General features: G+C 57.2%; 12 protein-coding genes. 7 read left to right on the top strand and 5 right to left on the bottom strand.

The window, feature by feature from the left end; all coding sequences use genetic code 11:
- Window positions 1-71: 71 nt before the first annotated feature.
- Window positions 72-2711, bottom strand: coding sequence for a DNA topoisomerase (ATP-hydrolyzing) subunit A (gene gyrA, locus AC007G_RS09210; protein ID WP_032686665.1), 2640 nt, complete (start codon window positions 2709-2711; stop codon window positions 72-74).
- Window positions 2712-2945: 234 nt separating this feature from the next.
- Here gyrA and ubiG point away from each other — a divergent pair, with 234 nt between their 5' ends.
- The 4 genes from ubiG (at window position 2946) to yfaE (ending at window position 7804) form a co-directional block, all read left to right on the top strand.
- The gene (gene ubiG / locus AC007G_RS09205; RefSeq protein ID WP_032686664.1) at window positions 2946-3674 is read left to right on the top strand and encodes a bifunctional 2-polyprenyl-6-hydroxyphenol methylase/3-demethylubiquinol 3-O-methyltransferase UbiG; all 729 of its coding nucleotides are present in this window, start codon (window positions 2946-2948) and stop codon (window positions 3672-3674) included.
- Window positions 3675-4030: 356 nt separating this feature from the next.
- On the top strand, window positions 4031-6316 hold the full coding sequence (nrdA, locus tag AC007G_RS09200; protein ID WP_032699089.1) for a class 1a ribonucleoside-diphosphate reductase subunit alpha: 2286 nt from the start codon (window positions 4031-4033) through the stop codon (window positions 6314-6316).
- Between the two features lie 103 nt (window positions 6317-6419).
- Window positions 6420-7550, top strand: coding sequence for a class Ia ribonucleoside-diphosphate reductase subunit beta (gene nrdB, locus AC007G_RS09195; protein ID WP_032686662.1), 1131 nt, complete (start codon window positions 6420-6422; stop codon window positions 7548-7550).
- Window positions 7550-7804 carry a class I ribonucleotide reductase maintenance protein YfaE gene (gene yfaE / locus AC007G_RS09190; protein WP_004201692.1) on the top strand — a complete coding sequence of 85 codons (255 nt, stop codon included), beginning with the start codon at window positions 7550-7552 and terminating at the stop codon, window positions 7802-7804. Before nrdB ends, yfaE begins: the two co-directional genes overlap by 1 nt.
- 83 nt (window positions 7805-7887) lie before the next feature.
- Here the strand turns inward: yfaE and glpQ are convergent, their stop codons facing one another.
- On the bottom strand, window positions 7888-8958 hold the full coding sequence (gene glpQ, locus AC007G_RS09185) for a glycerophosphodiester phosphodiesterase (RefSeq protein ID WP_032695462.1): 1071 nt from the start codon (window positions 8956-8958) through the stop codon (window positions 7888-7890).
- Between the two features lie 9 nt (window positions 8959-8967).
- Window positions 8968-10314 carry a glycerol-3-phosphate transporter gene (gene glpT, locus AC007G_RS09180; protein WP_032686660.1) on the bottom strand — a complete coding sequence of 449 codons (1347 nt, stop codon included), beginning with the start codon at window positions 10312-10314 and terminating at the stop codon, window positions 8968-8970.
- 270 nt (window positions 10315-10584) lie between these two features.
- Here glpT and glpA point away from each other — a divergent pair, with 270 nt between their 5' ends.
- The 3 genes from glpA to glpC are packed head-to-tail and all read left to right on the top strand — an operon-like array spanning window position 10585 to window position 14631.
- Entirely contained in the window at window positions 10585-12207 is a 1623-nt protein-coding gene (glpA, locus tag AC007G_RS09175; protein ID WP_142630014.1) for an anaerobic glycerol-3-phosphate dehydrogenase subunit A, read from the top strand.
- Window positions 12197-13456, top strand: a complete 1260-nt coding sequence (gene glpB / locus AC007G_RS09170; RefSeq protein WP_128319443.1) for a glycerol-3-phosphate dehydrogenase subunit GlpB — start codon at window positions 12197-12199, stop codon at window positions 13454-13456. The genes glpA and glpB overlap by 11 nt, the downstream gene beginning before the upstream one ends.
- A complete protein-coding gene (gene glpC, locus AC007G_RS09165; RefSeq protein ID WP_032699086.1) occupies window positions 13453-14631 on the top strand; it encodes an anaerobic glycerol-3-phosphate dehydrogenase subunit GlpC in 1179 nt (392 codons plus the stop codon). Before glpB ends, glpC begins: the two co-directional genes overlap by 4 nt.
- Before the next feature lie 424 nt (window positions 14632-15055).
- On the opposite strand, the gene AC007G_RS09160 is transcribed toward glpC, so the two are convergent.
- Both AC007G_RS09160 and AC007G_RS09155 read right to left on the bottom strand, forming a co-directional pair.
- Window positions 15056-16252, bottom strand: coding sequence for a nicotinamide mononucleotide deamidase-related protein YfaY (locus AC007G_RS09160; protein WP_004864909.1), 1197 nt, complete (start codon window positions 16250-16252; stop codon window positions 15056-15058).
- A 102-nt stretch (window positions 16253-16354) separates the two neighbouring features.
- Entirely contained in the window at window positions 16355-16897 is a 543-nt protein-coding gene (locus AC007G_RS09155; protein WP_004864911.1) for a YfaZ family outer membrane protein, read from the bottom strand.
- Between the last annotated feature and the right edge of the window lie 196 nt (window positions 16898-17093).

Raw genomic sequence — 17093 nt, 5'->3', positions numbered from 1 at the left:
CGGATAAAGGGCGGCGTACAAATAAAAAGGGCCGGAGTCTCTCCCGGCCCTTTTCGCACCACTAGCGCAGATTATTCTTCATCTTCGACAGTGTCATCATCGGCGTCAGCGTCAGTTTCCGGCGCGATCTCGTCGTCACCTTCCGCCACGCTGCCGTCGATGGCATCCAGCTCTTCGTCATCAACCGGCTCGGCTACGCGCTGCAGACCCACAACGTTTTCATCTTCCGCGGTACGGATCAGAATAACGCCCTGCGTGTTACGACCGACGATGCTGACTTCCGACACGCGGGTACGCACCAGCGTGCCCGCATCGGTGATCATCATGATCTGATCGCAATCATCGACCTGCACGGCACCGACCACGGAACCGTTACGCTCGGTGACCTTAATGGAGATCACGCCCTGCGTTGCACGGGACTTAGTCGGATACTCTGCCGCCGCCGTACGTTTACCGTAACCATTCTGCGTGACGGTCAGGATAGCGCCTTCGCCGCGTGGAATGATCAGCGAGACCACTTTATCGTCACCCGCCAGCTTGATGCCGCGAACGCCGGTTGCGGTACGGCCCATGGCACGGACCGCGCTCTCTTTAAAGCGCACCACTTTACCGGCGGCTGAGAACAGCATCGCTTCATCGTTACCGTTCGTCAGGTCAACGCCAATCAGCTCGTCGCCTTCGTTCAGGTTCACCGCGATGATCCCGGCAGAACGCGGACGGCTGAACTCGGTCAGCGCGGTTTTCTTCACGGTACCGCTGGCGGTCGCCATAAAGACGTTCACGCCTTCTTCGTATTCGCGTACCGGCAGAATAGCGGTAATGCGTTCGTTAGCTTCCAGCGGCAGCAGGTTGACGATTGGACGCCCGCGCGCACCACGGCTGGCTTCCGGCAGCTGATAAACCTTCATCCAGTACAGGCGACCACGGCTGGAGAAGCAGAGGATCGTGTCATGGGTATTGGCCACCAGCAGGCGGTCGATAAAGTCTTCTTCTTTAATACGTGCGGCCGATTTACCTTTGCCACCGCGACGCTGCGCCTCATAGTCGGTCAGCGGCTGATACTTCACATAGCCCTGGTGAGACAGGGTGACCACCACATCTTCCTGGTTGATCAGATCTTCGATGTTGATATCCGCGGTGTTGGCGGTGATTTCGGTACGACGCGCGTCGCCGAACTGTTCGCGCATGGCTTCCAGCTCTTCCCGAATCACTTCCATCAGACGATCGGCGCTGCCGAGGATATGCAGCAGTTCAGCGATCTGTTCCAGCAGCTCTTTATATTCATCGAGCAGTTTTTCATGCTCAAGGCCGGTCAGTTTCTGCAGACGCAGATCCAGGATCGCCTGGGCCTGCTGTTCGGTCAGATAGTATTGACCGTCGCGCACGCCGAACTCTGGCTCGAGCCACTCCGGACGCGCGGCATCATCACCGGCACGTTCCAGCATCGCCGCCACGTTGCCCAGATCCCATGGACGCGCGATCAGGCCAGCTTTAGCTTCCGCAGGCGTTGGCGCACGGCGGATAAGCTCGATGATCGGGTCGATGTTGGCCAGCGCAATCGCCAGCGCTTCAAGGATATGCGCACGATCGCGGGCTTTACGCAGTTCGAAAATGGTACGACGCGTCACCACTTCACGACGGTGGCGCACGAACGCAGAAAGAATATCTTTCAGGTTCATGATCTTCGGCTGGCCATGGTGCAGCGCAACCATGTTAATACCGAAGGAGACCTGCAGCTGCGTCTGGGAGTAGAGGTTGTTGAGAACCACTTCGCCCACCGCATCGCGTTTCACTTCAATCACGATGCGCATCCCGTCTTTATCAGACTCGTCACGCAGCGCGCTGATGCCTTCAACGCGTTTGTCTTTCACCAGCTCGGCAATTTTCTCGATCAGGCGCGCTTTGTTCACCTGATACGGAATTTCGTGCACGATGATGGTTTCACGACCCGTCTTCGCATCGGTTTCCACCTCAGCGCGGGCGCGAATATAAATTTTGCCACGACCGGTGCGGTAAGCTTCCTCAATACCACGACGACCATTAATAATGGCGGCAGTCGGGAAGTCCGGACCCGGGATGTGCTCCATCAGCCCTTCGACGGAGATATTTTCATCGTCGATATAGGCCAGGCAGCCGTTGATCACTTCCGTCAGGTTGTGCGGCGGAATGTTGGTTGCCATCCCGACGGCGATACCGGACGAACCGTTCACCAGCAGGTTAGGGATTTTCGTCGGCATGACGTCAGGAATACGTTCCGTACCGTCATAGTTATCAACGAAATCAACCGTCTCTTTTTCCAGGTCGGCCATCAGCTCGTGGGCGATTTTCGACATACGGATTTCCGTATAACGCATCGCTGCGGCGGAGTCGCCATCGACAGAACCGAAGTTACCCTGGCCATCGACCAGCATATAACGCAAGGAGAATGGCTGTGCCATACGTACAATGGTGTCATAAACGGCGGTATCACCATGAGGGTGGTATTTACCGATTACGTCACCAACGACACGGGCGGATTTTTTATAGGCTTTGTTCCAGTCATTGCCCAATACGTTCATGGCGTAAAGTACGCGACGGTGTACCGGTTTCAGGCCATCTCGGACATCCGGCAGCGCACGGCCAACAATGACCGACATCGCATAATCCAGATACGAGCTCTTAAGCTCTTCCTCAATGTTGACCGGTGTAATTTCTCTCGCAAGGTCGCTCATCTAACCGCTATCCCTCTACTGTATCCCGGATTCAAAGGTCGCAAATTATAACACAGCCACGGTGATACGGGTAAACCTATACCCAATGAATTTCGCGCCGCATCGTGGCGGCAAATGCAGGCGCTCCGATTCGCGCTATCGGGTCCCGGCAAAAGGCGATGGGGATAGACGGTTTATTCATGTCGGTCACCTGATATACTCGCCGGTCTGAACAGAAAAGGAGTCGAAGCGCCCATGAATGCCGAAAAACAGCCGGTGGCCCACAACGTTGATCATCATGAAATTGCTAAATTTGAAGCCGTCGCCTCGCGCTGGTGGGACTTAGAGGGCGAGTTCAAGCCCTTACATCGTATCAACCCGCTGCGTCTTGGCTATATTGCGGAGCGTTCTGGCGGCCTGTTTGGCAAAAAGGTACTCGATGTTGGCTGCGGCGGCGGCATCCTTGCCGAGAGCATGGCGCGTGAAGGCGCAACGGTAACCGGGCTCGACATGGGCTTTGAACCGCTGCAGGTAGCGAAGCTGCACGCGCTGGAAAGCGGCGTTCAGGTCGAGTATGTCCAGGAGACGGTAGAAGAGCACGCGGCGAAGCACGCCGGTCAGTACGATGTGGTGACCTGCATGGAAATGCTGGAGCACGTTCCGGACCCGCAATCGGTGGTGCACGCCTGCGCACGGCTGGTGAAGCCCGGCGGTCAGGTCTTCTTCTCGACCATTAACCGCAATGGTAAAGCGTGGCTGATGGCGGTAGTCGGCGCTGAGTACGTGATGAAAATGGTGCCCAAAGGGACGCATGACGTGAAGAAATTCATTAAGCCGGCGGAGCTGATTGGCTGGGTTGATCAGACTACTCTGAAAGAGCAGCATATCATCGGCCTGCATTACAATCCGCTGACCAACACCTTCAAGCTGGCGCCGGGCGTAGATGTTAACTATATGTTGCATACAACCGCGAAAAGCGCATAACGTCAGCAGTTTTTCATATGATGATTATTTGATGATTGCGCGGCATCAAGCCGCGTAATTTTTACATCCGTCGAAGAAATCAGCATTCGATCAAATTTTCATATTTATTTTCCAGTTTATTGACATCTCCGCCAGGCCTTATGCGGCGTGGACTTAGCGATCATTACGCTTCCGCAACCTCAAATTAACGTCAAAATCAACCCTTGTACTCAAAAGAATCCTTACTAAAATACTCACCATATAGCGTTTCTTTTATCTACAACCCCCTACATATAGTATTTATCCACAGAGTTAGTCACAACGGCGTTCTGTGGATAAGCGGGGGATATTTTCTCTCACGGACAGGTATAATCCACATGAATCAGAGTCTGCTGGTGACAAAGCGTGACGGTAGCACCGAGCGCATTAATCTCGATAAAATCCACCGTGTACTGGATTGGGCGGCAGAAGGACTGAATAACGTTTCGATTTCTCAGGTAGAACTGCGCTCTCACATTCAGTTTTACGACGGCATCAAAACCGCCGATATCCACGAAACCATCATTAAGGCAGCCGCGGACCTGATCTCCCGCGAAGCGCCGGATTACCAGTATCTCGCCGCGCGCCTGGCCATCTTCCATCTGCGTAAAAAAGCCTACGGCCAGTTTGAACCGCCTGCGCTGTACGACCACGTCACCAGGATGGTGAAAAAAGGTAAATACGATACTCATCTGCTGGAAGACTACACGGAAGAAGAGTTCAAGCAGATGGATTCGTTCATTGTTCACGATCGCGATATGAGTTTCTCCTACGCTGCCGTTAAGCAGCTGGAAGGCAAATATCTGGTCCAGAACCGCGTCACCGGCGAAATTTACGAGAGCGCCCAGTTCCTCTATATTCTGGTTGCCGCCTGCCTGTTCTCCAACTACCCGCGCGAGACGCGTCTGGACTACATCAAGCGTTTCTATGATGCCGTCTCCACCTTTAAAATCTCGCTGCCGACGCCGATTATGTCCGGCGTGCGTACCCCAACGCGTCAGTTCAGCTCCTGCGTGCTGATCGAGTGCGGCGATAGCCTCGACTCCATCAACGCCACCTCCAGCGCCATCGTGAAATATGTTTCCCAGCGCGCAGGTATCGGCATTAACGCCGGTCGTATTCGTGCGCTGGGCAGCCCGATCCGCGGCGGCGAAGCGTTCCACACCGGCTGTATTCCGTTCTATAAGCACTTCCAGACCGCGGTGAAGTCCTGCTCGCAGGGCGGCGTACGCGGCGGTGCGGCGACGCTGTTCTACCCGATGTGGCATCTGGAAGTCGAAAGTCTGCTGGTGCTGAAAAACAACCGTGGTACCGACGCCAACCGCGTTCGCCACATGGACTACGGCGTACAGATCAACAAACTGATGTACACCCGCCTGCTGAAAGGTGAAGACATTACCCTGTTCAGCCCGTCCGACGTTCCGGGTCTGTATGACGCCTTCTTCGCCGATCAGGACGAATTCGAACGTCTGTACACCCTGTACGAAAAAGACGACAGCATTCGTAAGCAGCGCATCAAAGCGGTTGAGCTGTTCTCCCTGATGATGCAGGAACGCGCCTCCACCGGCCGTATCTACATTCAGAACGTTGACCACTGCAACACCCACAGCCCGTTTGACCCGGTGGTGGCGCCGGTTCGCCAGTCCAACCTGTGCCTGGAAATCGCGCTGCCGACCAAACCGCTGGATGACGTCAACGACGAAAACGGTGAAATCGCGCTGTGTACGCTGTCTGCCTTTAACCTTGGCGCCATTGAAAGCCTCGACGAGCTGGAAGAGCTGGCGGTACTGGCGGTGCGTGCGCTGGATGCCCTGCTGGATTACCAGGACTACCCGATTCTGGCGGCTAAACGCGGCGCGATGGGCCGTCGTACGCTGGGCATTGGCGTAATCAACTTCGCCTACTACCTGGCGAAGCACGGTAAACGCTACTCTGACGGCAGCGCCAACAACCTGACGCATAAAACCTTTGAAGCGATTCAGTACTACCTGCTGAAAGCGTCAAACGAGCTGGCCATTGAACAGGGCGCGTGCCCGTGGTTCAACGAGACCACCTATGCTCAGGGCGTGCTGCCGATCGATACCTATAAAAAAGATCTCGATGCCATCGTCAACGAGCCGCTGCACTACAACTGGGAAGCGCTGCGCGAGTCCATTAAAGAGCACGGCCTGCGTAACTCCACACTCTCCGCGCTGATGCCGTCAGAGACCTCTTCGCAGATTTCCAACGCTACCAACGGTATTGAGCCGCCGCGCGGACATGTCAGCATTAAAGCCTCGAAAGACGGCATTCTGCGTCAGGTGGTACCGGACTACGAAAAACTGCAGGGCAACTACGAGCTGCTGTGGGAAATGCCGAACAATGACGGCTACCTGCAGCTGGTGGGTATCATGCAGAAGTTTATCGACCAGTCGATTTCGGCCAACACCAACTATGACCCGACGCGTTTCCAGTCGGGTAAAGTGCCGATGCAGCAGTTGCTGAAAGACTTGCTCAATGCCTATAAATTCGGCGTAAAAACTCTGTACTATCACAACACCCGTGATGGCGCGGAAGATGCCCAGGACGATCTGGCGCCGTCCATCCAGGACGACGGCTGCGAAAGCGGCGCATGTAAGATTTGATAATATTGCCCGGCGGCGCGTTGCTTGCCGGGCCTACGGTCTATTGTAGGCCGGGTTAGCGAAGCGCCACCCGGCGTATAATTCCAGGACAGGATCCCCACTCATGGCATACACCACTTTTTCACAGACGAAAAACGATCAGCTGCTTGAGCCGATGTTTTTTGGCCAACCGGTTAACGTCGCCCGTTACGATCAGCAAAAATATGACATCTTCGAAAAGCTGATCGAAAAACAGCTCTCCTTCTTCTGGCGTCCGGAAGAAGTTGACGTCTCCCGCGACCGTATCGACTATCAGGCGCTGCCGGAACACGAAAAACATATCTTCATCAGCAATCTGAAGTATCAGACGCTGCTGGACTCTATTCAGGGCCGTAGCCCGAACGTCGCCCTGCTGCCGCTGATTTCGATTCCGGAACTGGAAACCTGGGTAGAAACCTGGGCATTCTCAGAGACGATTCACTCGCGCTCCTACACCCATATCATCCGTAATATCGTCAACGACCCGGCGATGGTCTTCGACGATATCGTCACCAACGAGCAAATCCAGAAACGCGCGGAAGGTATCTCCCACTACTACGATACGCTGATCGAGCTGACCAGCTACTGGCATCTGCTGGGTGAAGGCACGCACACCGTCAACGGGAAAACCATCACCGTTAACCTGCGCGAGCTGAAAAAGAAACTCTACCTGTGCCTGATGAGCGTCAACGCGCTGGAAGCGATTCGCTTCTACGTCAGCTTCGCCTGCTCCTTTGCATTCGCCGAGCGTAAGCTGATGGAAGGCAACGCCAAAATCATCCGGCTGATCGCCCGTGACGAAGCGCTGCACCTGACCGGCACCCAGCACATGCTGAATCTGCTGCGCTCCGGCGTCGACGACCCGGAAATGGCGGAAATTGCCGAAGAGTGTAAGCAGGAGTGCTACGATCTGTTCGTGCTGGCGGCACAGCAGGAGAAAGAGTGGGCGGATTATCTGTTCCGTGACGGTTCAATGATCGGTCTGAACAAAGATATTCTCTGCCAGTACGTGGAATACATCACCAATATCCGCATGCAGGCGGTGGGTCTCGATCTGCCCTTCCAGACCCGCTCCAACCCGATCCCGTGGATCAACACCTGGCTGGTGTCCGATAACGTGCAGGTTGCGCCGCAGGAAGTGGAAGTCAGCTCCTACCTGGTTGGCCAGATCGATTCCGAAGTCGATGCCGACGATTTGAGCAACTTCCAGCTCTGATGAAACGCATTTTTCTGAAAATCTCTGACACTCGCCTTGAGTGTCAGGATGAACACCCTTCCCTGTTGGCCGCTCTGGAATCACATAATATCGACGTGGAGTATCAGTGTCGCGCCGGCTATTGCGGATCCTGTCGCACGCGGCTGGTTTCTGGTCAGGTTGACTGGCTGACCGAGCCGCTGGCGTTTATCCAACCGGGAGAGATTTTGCCCTGCTGCTGCCGGGCGAAGGGTGATATAGAAATCGAGATGTGATTGTGTCGGGCGGCGCTTCGCTAACCCGACCTGTAAAACCGCGGTTCACAGGCCGGGTAAGGCGCAGCCGCCACCCGGCAATTTCAGCGTTTATCCTTCAAAAAGCTCACCGCCTTATCCGGGAAATCCGTAAACAGCCCGTCCACGCCCGCCTGGTTATACAGCAGGTCGTAAAGCTGATTCACATCCGTGGTATATTCCGGCAGCTGGTCTGCCCGGACGGTGTACGGATGCACCTGCATTTTGCTCTCATGCGCCTCTTTCACCATCTCGTTTAGCACAACCTGACCCGGTCTGGAATTCGCCGCCACCAGCATATGGTAGTCCGGGCCAATTCCGTCGGCATATTGCGCAATCTGCTGCATCGCGCCGGGCTTAAACATCCAGTCATAGCTGTAGTTAACCCATTTGCCGTCCGCCTGGCGTTGCCGGGTTTCGTTCCAGTCGGTGTAAGCGATCAGCTGCACCAGCTTCAGGTCCATCCCCATCTTCGGCTCCAGCTCATGCTTAATACGCTTGAGCTCGTTAGCATCAAAGCACTGCAGATAGATCTTATCCTGCTTGCGAGTATACCCGTATGTCTTCAGCACCTGCAGGACGCTGGCGGCGATATCCTTGCCTTCCTGATGGTGGAACCACGGCGCCTTAATTTCCGGGTAGATACCGATATTTTTCCCCGTTGAATGGTTCAGCCCCTGAACAAACTCGATCTCCTCTTCAAAAGTATGAATGCGGAAGTCCGATTTCCCCATCGGGAAGCGGCCAGGGAAGGTCTGTACATGCTTGCCGTCCTTCGGCTCAAACCCTTCGCTGAACCGCAGCGATTTTATCTCCGCCAGGGTAAAGTCGATGGCGTAGAAGCGGCCATCCTGCCGCGCGCGCTGCGGGAAACGCTCCGCGACGTCGGTCACCCGATCGAGATAGTGGTCATGGAGCACCACCAGCCGATCGTCTTTGGTCATCACCAGGTCCTGCTCAAGATAATCGGCGCCCTGAGCGTAGGCCATCGCTTTTGCCGGCAGTGTATGCTCCGGCAGATAGCCGCTGGCGCCCCGGTGGGCGATGACAAGCTTATCCGCCGCAGCGGCGGAAAAGCTCAGAGTCGAACCGGCCAGTAAAATCCCCGTCATTAACGTTGTGGCTAGCGTTTTCATGCGCATTCCTTAAGCCTGTTTCAGTTGTTGGTGATGGCGTTTTTCGCCAATCATCACCACCACCAGCAGCAGAACCGCCAGTACGCTGCCGCCAATCATCACCATGAAACCGCCGTCCCAGCCGAAGAAGTCAACGGTATAGCCGACGATCGCGCTGGCGGCAACGGAACCGCCCAGGTAGCCAAATAAACCGGTAAAACCTGCGGCAGTGCCAGCCGCTTTTTTCGGCGCCAGCTCAAGGGCATGCAGGCCAATCAGCATCACCGGGCCATAGATCAGGAAGCCAATCACAATCATACAGGTCATATCGATACCCGGGTTACCCGGCGGGTTGAGCCAGTAGACGACGGTCGCAATCGTCACCAGCGTCATAAAGAAGACGCCGGTGGCTCCGCGATTGCCCTTAAACACCTTGTCGGACATCCAGCCGCAAATCAGCGTGCCTGGAATCCCCGCATACTCATATAAGAAGTAGGCCCAGGAGGATTTATCCAGCGCAAAGTGCTTCACTTCTTTCAGGTAGGTCGGCGACCAGTCGAGGATGCCGTAGCGCAGCAGATAGACAAAGACGTTCGCCACGGCGATATACCACAGCAGCTTGTTCGGCAGGATATACTGCTTAAAGATCTGGCTGGCGGTCAGCTCCTGTTCATGTTTTTCGCTGTAATCATCAGGATAGTCATTTTTATACTCTTCAATCGGCGGCAGGCCGCAGGACTGCGGCGTATCGCGCATCATCGCGAAGGCAAACACCGCCAGCAGAATCGCGCCGAATGCCGGCATATACAGCGCCGCGTGCCAGTCGTTAAACCAGGCCATCCCCAGCAGGAACAACAGCGGTGGGATCCCGCCCCCCACGTTATGCGCGCAGTTCCACACCGAGACAATGCCGCCGCGTTCTTTCTGCGACCACCAGTGCACCATCGTCCGCCCGCACGGCGGCCAGCCCATCCCCTGGAACCAGCCGCAGAGGAACAGCAGCACGAACATCACCATAATGCTGGAGGTCGCCCAGGGTACAAACCCCATCACCAGCATCACCAGCGCGGCCAGGATCAGCCCCGCGGGCAGAAAAATGCGCGGATTCGAGCGATCCGATACCGACCCCATGATGAATTTCGAAAATCCATAGGCAATCGAAATACCGGAGAGGGCGAAACCGAGATCGCCGCGGGAAAAACCTTGCTCCACCAGATAGGGCATAGCCAGAGCAAAGTTCTTACGCACCAGATAGTAAGCAGCGTATCCAAAGAAAATACCGATGAAAATTTGCCAGCGCAGTCGGCGGTACAGCGGATCGATTTCCGCCGCGGGCAAACGCGCTTTGTGCGGCGCAGGTTTAAAAATAGTTAACATAGCAGCCTCCGTGGCCATCTCTTCTCTACTGACAGCGATAAGAAAAATCTAATCTAATCACCCACTTCTGATGAGCCGGGATGGTAGGCAAAGCTGGCCCTGGATACTGTGAAACATCGCACGCTTTGTTACAAAAATATGACAAAACATTCCATTATGAGCATGAAATCACATAACTCGCTCGAATAACGCGCGAATATGCTCGAAATCAAACAATGCCCACTATTTGTATGGCTAAATGGCGTAAAACGAACATAGAGGGACTTGAAGATGGCCGATAGCGGTGAATGTGATGTCATCATCATTGGCGGCGGCGCCACCGGCGCAGGGATCGCGCGCGACTGTGCGCTTCGTGGGCTGCGCGTGACGTTAGTGGAACGCCACGATATCGCCACCGGGGCGACCGGGCGCAATCATGGGCTGTTGCACAGCGGCGCGCGCTATGCCGTAACCGATGGCGAATCGGCCCGGGAATGCATCAGTGAAAACCGCATCCTGCGCCGCATCGCCCGCCACTGTATTGAGCCCACTAACGGACTGTTTATCACCCTTCCCGAGGACGACCTGGCCTGGCAGCAGACCTTTATCAGCGCCTGTCAGCAGGCCGGTATCGAGACCCGCCAGCTGTCGCCAGCGGAAGCGCTGCGTATTGAGCCGACCGTGAATCCGGCTCTGCTCGGCGCCGTTCAGGTCCCCGATGGCACCATCGACCCGTTTCGCCTTACGGCAGCCAACATGCTCGACGCCCGGGAACATGGCGCGACCATTCTGACCGGTTGTGAAATTACCGGGCTCATCCGCCGCGGAGAACGCGTTTGCGGGGTCGAGTTTTATGATCATCAACAGCGTGAGAGACGCACGCTGTACGCCGGTGTCGTGGTCAATGCCGCCGGGATCTGGGGACAGCGGATCGCGGAATATGCCGATCTGCGCATCGCCATGTTCCCGGCCAAAGGATCGCTGCTGATCCTCGACCACCGTATCAACCGGCAGGTCATCAACCGCTGCCGCAAACCCGCCGATGCCGATATTCTGGTGCCCGGAGATACCATTTCGCTGATTGGCACGACGTCGGAACATATCCCTTACGACGAAATTGATGACAATCGGGTCACGACGGCCGAAGTCGACACCCTGCTGCGGGAAGGGGAAAAACTGGCTCCGGTACTTGGGCGTACTCGCGTGCTGCGCGCCTATTCCGGCGTGCGTCCACTGGTGGCCAGCGATGATGACCCCAGCGGACGCAGCGTCAGCCGCGGTATCGTTCTGCTCGACCACGCCGGACGCGACGGCATGGAGGGCTTTATCACCATTACCGGCGGCAAGCTGATGACCTACCGTCTGATGGCGGAGTGGGCCACGGATGCCGTGTGTCGTAAGCTGGGCAACAGCGTCCCCTGCTCTACCGCCGACACTCCGCTTCCGGGCTCAACGGAGCCCCCCGAAGTCACGGTAAAAAAAATCATCTCGCTACCCGCGCCGCTGCGCGGTTCCGCCCTCTACCGCCACGGCGACCGCACGCCTGCCTGGCTGGGCGATACCCGCCAGCATCGCAGCTTAATCTGCGAATGCGAGATGGTGACCGCCGGAGAAGTACAGTACGCGGTGGAAAACTTAGCGGTTAACAGCCTGCTCGATCTACGTCGCCGTACGCGCATCGGCATGGGCACCTGCCAGGGAGAGCTGTGCGCCTGCCGGGCGGCCGGGCTTCTGCAACGGTTTAACATCACCACTCCCGCCCAGTCGCTGACCCAGCTTTCCGATTTTTTAAACGAGCGCTGGAAAGGTGTGCAGCCCATTGCCTGGGGCGATGCGCTCAGGGAAAGTGAATTCACCCGCTGGGTCTATCTCGGACTGTGCGGGCTGCCAAAGGAGTCTCAGGATGAAATTTGATAGCGTGATTATCGGCGGTGGCCTCGCGGGCCTGCTCTGCGGGCTCACGCTTAATCAGTTCGGCCTGCGTTGCGTCATCGTCAGTCGGGGTCAAAGCGCGCTGCACTTTTCTTCCGCTTCGCTGGATCTGCTCTGCGCCCTTCCCGATGGGGAACGCGTCAGCGATGTGGCTCACGGGATCGCCCGACTGGCAGAACAGCTTCCCGAACATCCCTATGCCATGCTGGGCGCCGATCGGGTGATGGCATACGCCGCGCAAACCGAGGCGCTGCTGGCCGCCAGCGGGATCGCGATGCGCGGCGAGGCCAGCCAACCGCATGAGCGCGTGACGCCGCTGGGCACCCTGCGCCCGACGTGGCTTTCGCCGCAGGAAGTTCCCGTGGCGCCACTCTCCGCACGAAGCGTTGGCGTCGTGGGTATCGGCGGGTTCGCCGACTTCCAGCCGCATCTGGCCGCCGCCTCGCTCACCCGGCAGGGGGTAAAAGCGACGGCGACCGAGATAGACTTACCGATACTGGATGTTCTGCGGGATAACCCGAGCGAATTTCGCGCGGTGAATATCGCCAGAATGCTCGATGAACCGTGTCATTGGCCCGCGCTCCTCGCCGCGTTACGTCCGCTGGCGCAGGCGCACGACCTGCTGATCATGCCCGCCTGTTTCGGTCTGAACGACGCCGGGCTGTATAGCTGGCTACAGGAACAGCTGCCCTGCCCGCTGCGCCTGCTGCCGACGCTGCCGCCTTCGGTTCCCGGCATGCGCCTGCATAACCAGCTTCAGCGTCGTTTTATTCGGACCGGAGGCACCTGGCTGGCTGGCGATGAAGTCACGCGGATCGGCCATCAGGAGGGGAACGTCAGCGAAGTCTGGACCCGGCAGCACGGCGATGTTCCGCTGCGTCCCCGTTTTGCAGTTCTGGCCAGCGGCAGTTTCTTCAGCAATGGCTTGATCGCCGATAAAGAGCGCGTTCGGGAGCCGATTCTCGGCCTCGACCTTCAGCAGACTACCCCGCGCGAGAACTGGTATCAGCGCGATTTCTTTGCTTCGCAACCCTGGCAACGCTTCGGCCTGAAAACGGATACGATGCTGCGCCCGCTGCTCGACGGCCAGCCGCTGGGCAACCTGTTCGCCATCGGTTCGCTACTGGGCGGTTTTGACGCCATCCAGCTGGGATGCGGCGGCGGCGTTTGCGCGGTCACCGCGCTCCACGTCGCGAAACAGATTCATGACCTTGCCGGAGGCACGCGATGAACGATACCCGCTTTGAGAGCTGCATTAAATGTACCGTTTGTACGACCAGCTGTCCGGTCAGCCGGGTTAATCCCCGCTATCCGGGCCCGAAACAGGCGGGTCCGGACGGTGAGCGCCTGCGGCTGAAGGATGGGGCACTGTACGACGAAGCCTTAAAATATTGTATTAACTGCAAGCGCTGTGAAGTCGCCTGTCCCTCTGATGTAAAAATTGGCGATATTATCCAGCGGGCACGGGCGCAGTACAGCCAGCAAAAACCGACGCTGCGCGATGCTATCCTCAGCCATACCGACCTGATGGGCACTCTCTCCACGCCGTTTGCCCCGCTGGTCAACGTCGCAACGGGCCTCAAGCCGGTGCGCCGGCTGCTCGATGCGACGTTAAAGATTGACCACCGGCGAACGCTGCCGAAATACGGTTTCGGCACCTTTCGCCGGGCTTACCGCCAGCAGGCGGACCGCCAGGCGCAGTTCAGTGAGCAAGTGGCGTTTTTTCACGGCTGTTACGTCAACTACAACCATCCGCAGCTTGGCCACGATCTCATCCGCGTGCTGAACGCGATGGGCACCGGCGTACAGCTGTTAAGCAAAGAAAAATGCTGCGGCGTGCCGCTTATCGCCAACGGCTTTTTTGCCAAAGCCCGCCGCCAGGCGCAGAGCAACGTCGCCGCCATGCGAGAGACTGCGCTGCCGGTCATTGCCACCTCATCAACCTGCGCTTTTACCCTGCGCGACGAATACCCGCATCTGCTGGATGTCGATAATCAGGACCTTCGCGACCGGGTTGAACTGGCCACCCGCTGGATCTGGCGCCAGCTTGATGCCGGGCGAACCCTGCCGCTTCGGCCGCTGCCGCTGAAGGTGGTTTATCACACGCCGTGTCATATGGAGAAGATGGGCTGGTCGCTGTATACCCTCGAACTGCTGCGGCTGATCCCGGGTTTACAGCTGGAAGTGCTGGATTCGCAGTGCTGCGGTATCGCCGGCACCTACGGGTTTAAATCGGAAAACTACCCCTCTTCTCAGGCCATCGGCGCACCGCTGTTCCGGCAAATTGAGGAGAGCGGTGCCGACCTGGTGATCACCGATTGCGAAACCTGCAAATGGCAAATCGAGATGTCCACCAGCAAACGCTGTGAACATCCCATCACTTTGCTGGCGCAGGCGCTGACCTGATATCGGCGCCAGAACCGAGTGAAATCAATGGGCGATGACAAATCCGCTGTGAATACTGTCGCCGTGTTTTTGCCGGGTGGCGGCTAACGCCTGACCCGGCCTACGGGTGCTTGCGAATTGGGTATTAGCATCGCCCTGACTGACGACCTGCCTGGCGCCATATGCGGATCTCGTAGGCCCGGTAAGGTGCAGCCGCCGGGACTTTACTTGATTCCAGCATCCTGGACTCCAATCCTGAGTACTGGAATCAGTGTTGCGGTTGTCCGGGCGGTAAATTGTCAGCGACCTCAAATGGCGACGCTATTCCAGCAGAGTGGACGTTCGGCGGGAGGAAAAGGCGAGATGGCGCACGGAATATTTAAAAGCAAGTACAACCGGCTGGACCGATCGCGCGTCGGGAGGAGTTCCCGACGCAGAGGTTTGTTTAAACCGAGAGAGATTCGACGACGTTAATCCAACCGTGTTCGCCGGCGACCGGCTGACCGTTCAACCAACGGCGCAGCATATTCAGCGCCATCATGGCACAGACTTCCTGACGAACCGCCAGGCTGTAGCGCGTGGCGCTGAATTTGACCCGTAGCGCATGGGTGCCTTCCGGCGTCGAGAGGACGAAATTCAGGTGATCGGCTTCCTGACCGCTCACCGCCAGTGCCAGACCGGCGAAATGATTGACCCGCCGTTCTGCGGCCCAGCGAGCAGACTGCGCCAGCGACTCCTCCTGGCAAGGGACGACTTCGCTTGCCAGCAGCGGCGCATTTGCCCGCGAAAGCTGAAGCGCCAGCAAACCGCCGGTAAACTGTTCACTCAGCGTCAGACTCAGCTGGCGCTCCTGTAAACAACGCGCGATCTGCGCGGGCAGCCCTTCGGTGCCCTCGAAAATCATGCTCTCTCCCGCCACTTTTTTCACTTCCGGCCATATCGCCAGCATCGCTTCGCGCTGCTCCGCCGGCCCGGTGAGCTTCAGCTCAATAATCGGCATTGAAGAGCGGTAGCCCATGACGACGCCCGGCGGCAGCTCCAGCGGATCGAGGCTTTGCGCCAGATCGCTTTCCGAACGGCCAAAAGTCGTCAGACGCAGACACAGCGGCGGTGCAGACAGCGGGAAACGCTCACGCAGGCGGGGTAAAATTTCCTGCTCGACCATGACTTTGAATTCCGACGGGACGCCGGGGGTGAAAAACATCAGACAGCGGTTAAGCTGAACGGCAAAACCGCAGGCCGTCCCAACCGGATTATTGATCATCTCCGCGCTGGCGGGGATCTCCGCCTGCTTGCGGTTGCTTGCGGCCATCGGGCGACCGCGCTCGGCAAAGAAACGGGTCATCGTTTCCAGCCACGCTTCGTGCAGAATCAGTCCTTCGCCCTTGGCGGTCGCTGCGGCCAGCGCGCTCAGATCGTCACTGGTTGGCCCCAGGCCGCCGTTGACGATCAGCACATCCGCCTGTTCACTGCGTTCACGTAACACCGTGACCAGGGAATCAAGGTCATCGCCCACGGTGTTGCGGCGCGTTAACGGTAATCCCTGATTGAAAAAGAAATCGGCCAGCCACGCGGCATTGGTATCGACGATTTGCCCGTGCAACACTTCATCGCCGGTGGACAGCATTTCCACATTTATCATTATTCACTTCACTCCTTGCCTGCCAGGTGGCAATACTATAGCGCAAGGCGCAGGCGGAGTAGACAGGAATACGGCGCGGGAAAGGTTCGCGCCGTTGCGGGATTAGAAGCTGGCGCTGACGCCGAGGTACGGGCCGTCTGCAATCGTGCTGTCTTTGTTGCCGTCTTTCCCTTCGAGGTTCAGATAACGATAACCGGCTTCGATGCTCAGAGGACGCATAATCGTCCAGCTCGCACCGGCGTTGGCTTCCTGATAGCTCTGAATACCGCTGGAGAGTGAATCCGGGGAATAATAGTATTCGCCGAACAGACGGAAGCTGTCGCCAATTTTCCACTGCAGGCCGCCGCCGACGGCCGCCGCATACCCTTCATCGCCGCTCTTCGGGTTGGTGTAAACGCCCTTGCCGCCAACCGTCGCGAGGAATGGCCCCAGCGGAATATTCAGACCAAGACCTAAACCCGCCGCGTCGCCGTCATTGTCGCTGTGCATCCAGTTGCCGGTCACTGCCAGACCAGATGACTCAGTCCCGAAACCGACGCCAAGGTTGGTGTAGTGCTCACCAGCCTGCCCGGTTACGCTGATGGCATTTGCCGCCGTAGAGACGAACATCATGCCGGCAAGACCTAATAAAATGCTCTTTTTCATTTTTACTCTATCCAGAAAACAAGAATCAAAAAAGTCCCAAAAACCGCAGAATTGTACTGCCGAACGCTGAGGAATCAATGCACTAAAATGACCTTTACTCTCGTGATTGTAACCAGTTGCTACGGATAGCGGCGGCTAAATACGGACAATGCAGCTTGCGGTTTAGCGAGACGGCTCGCAAACTGGTGCTCCAACA

The organism is Klebsiella sp. CSG-1, from assembly GCF_056521145.1.
Note: the sequence above shows the minus strand (reverse complement) of the source record. Positions and strands in the feature narration are given on the sequence as shown.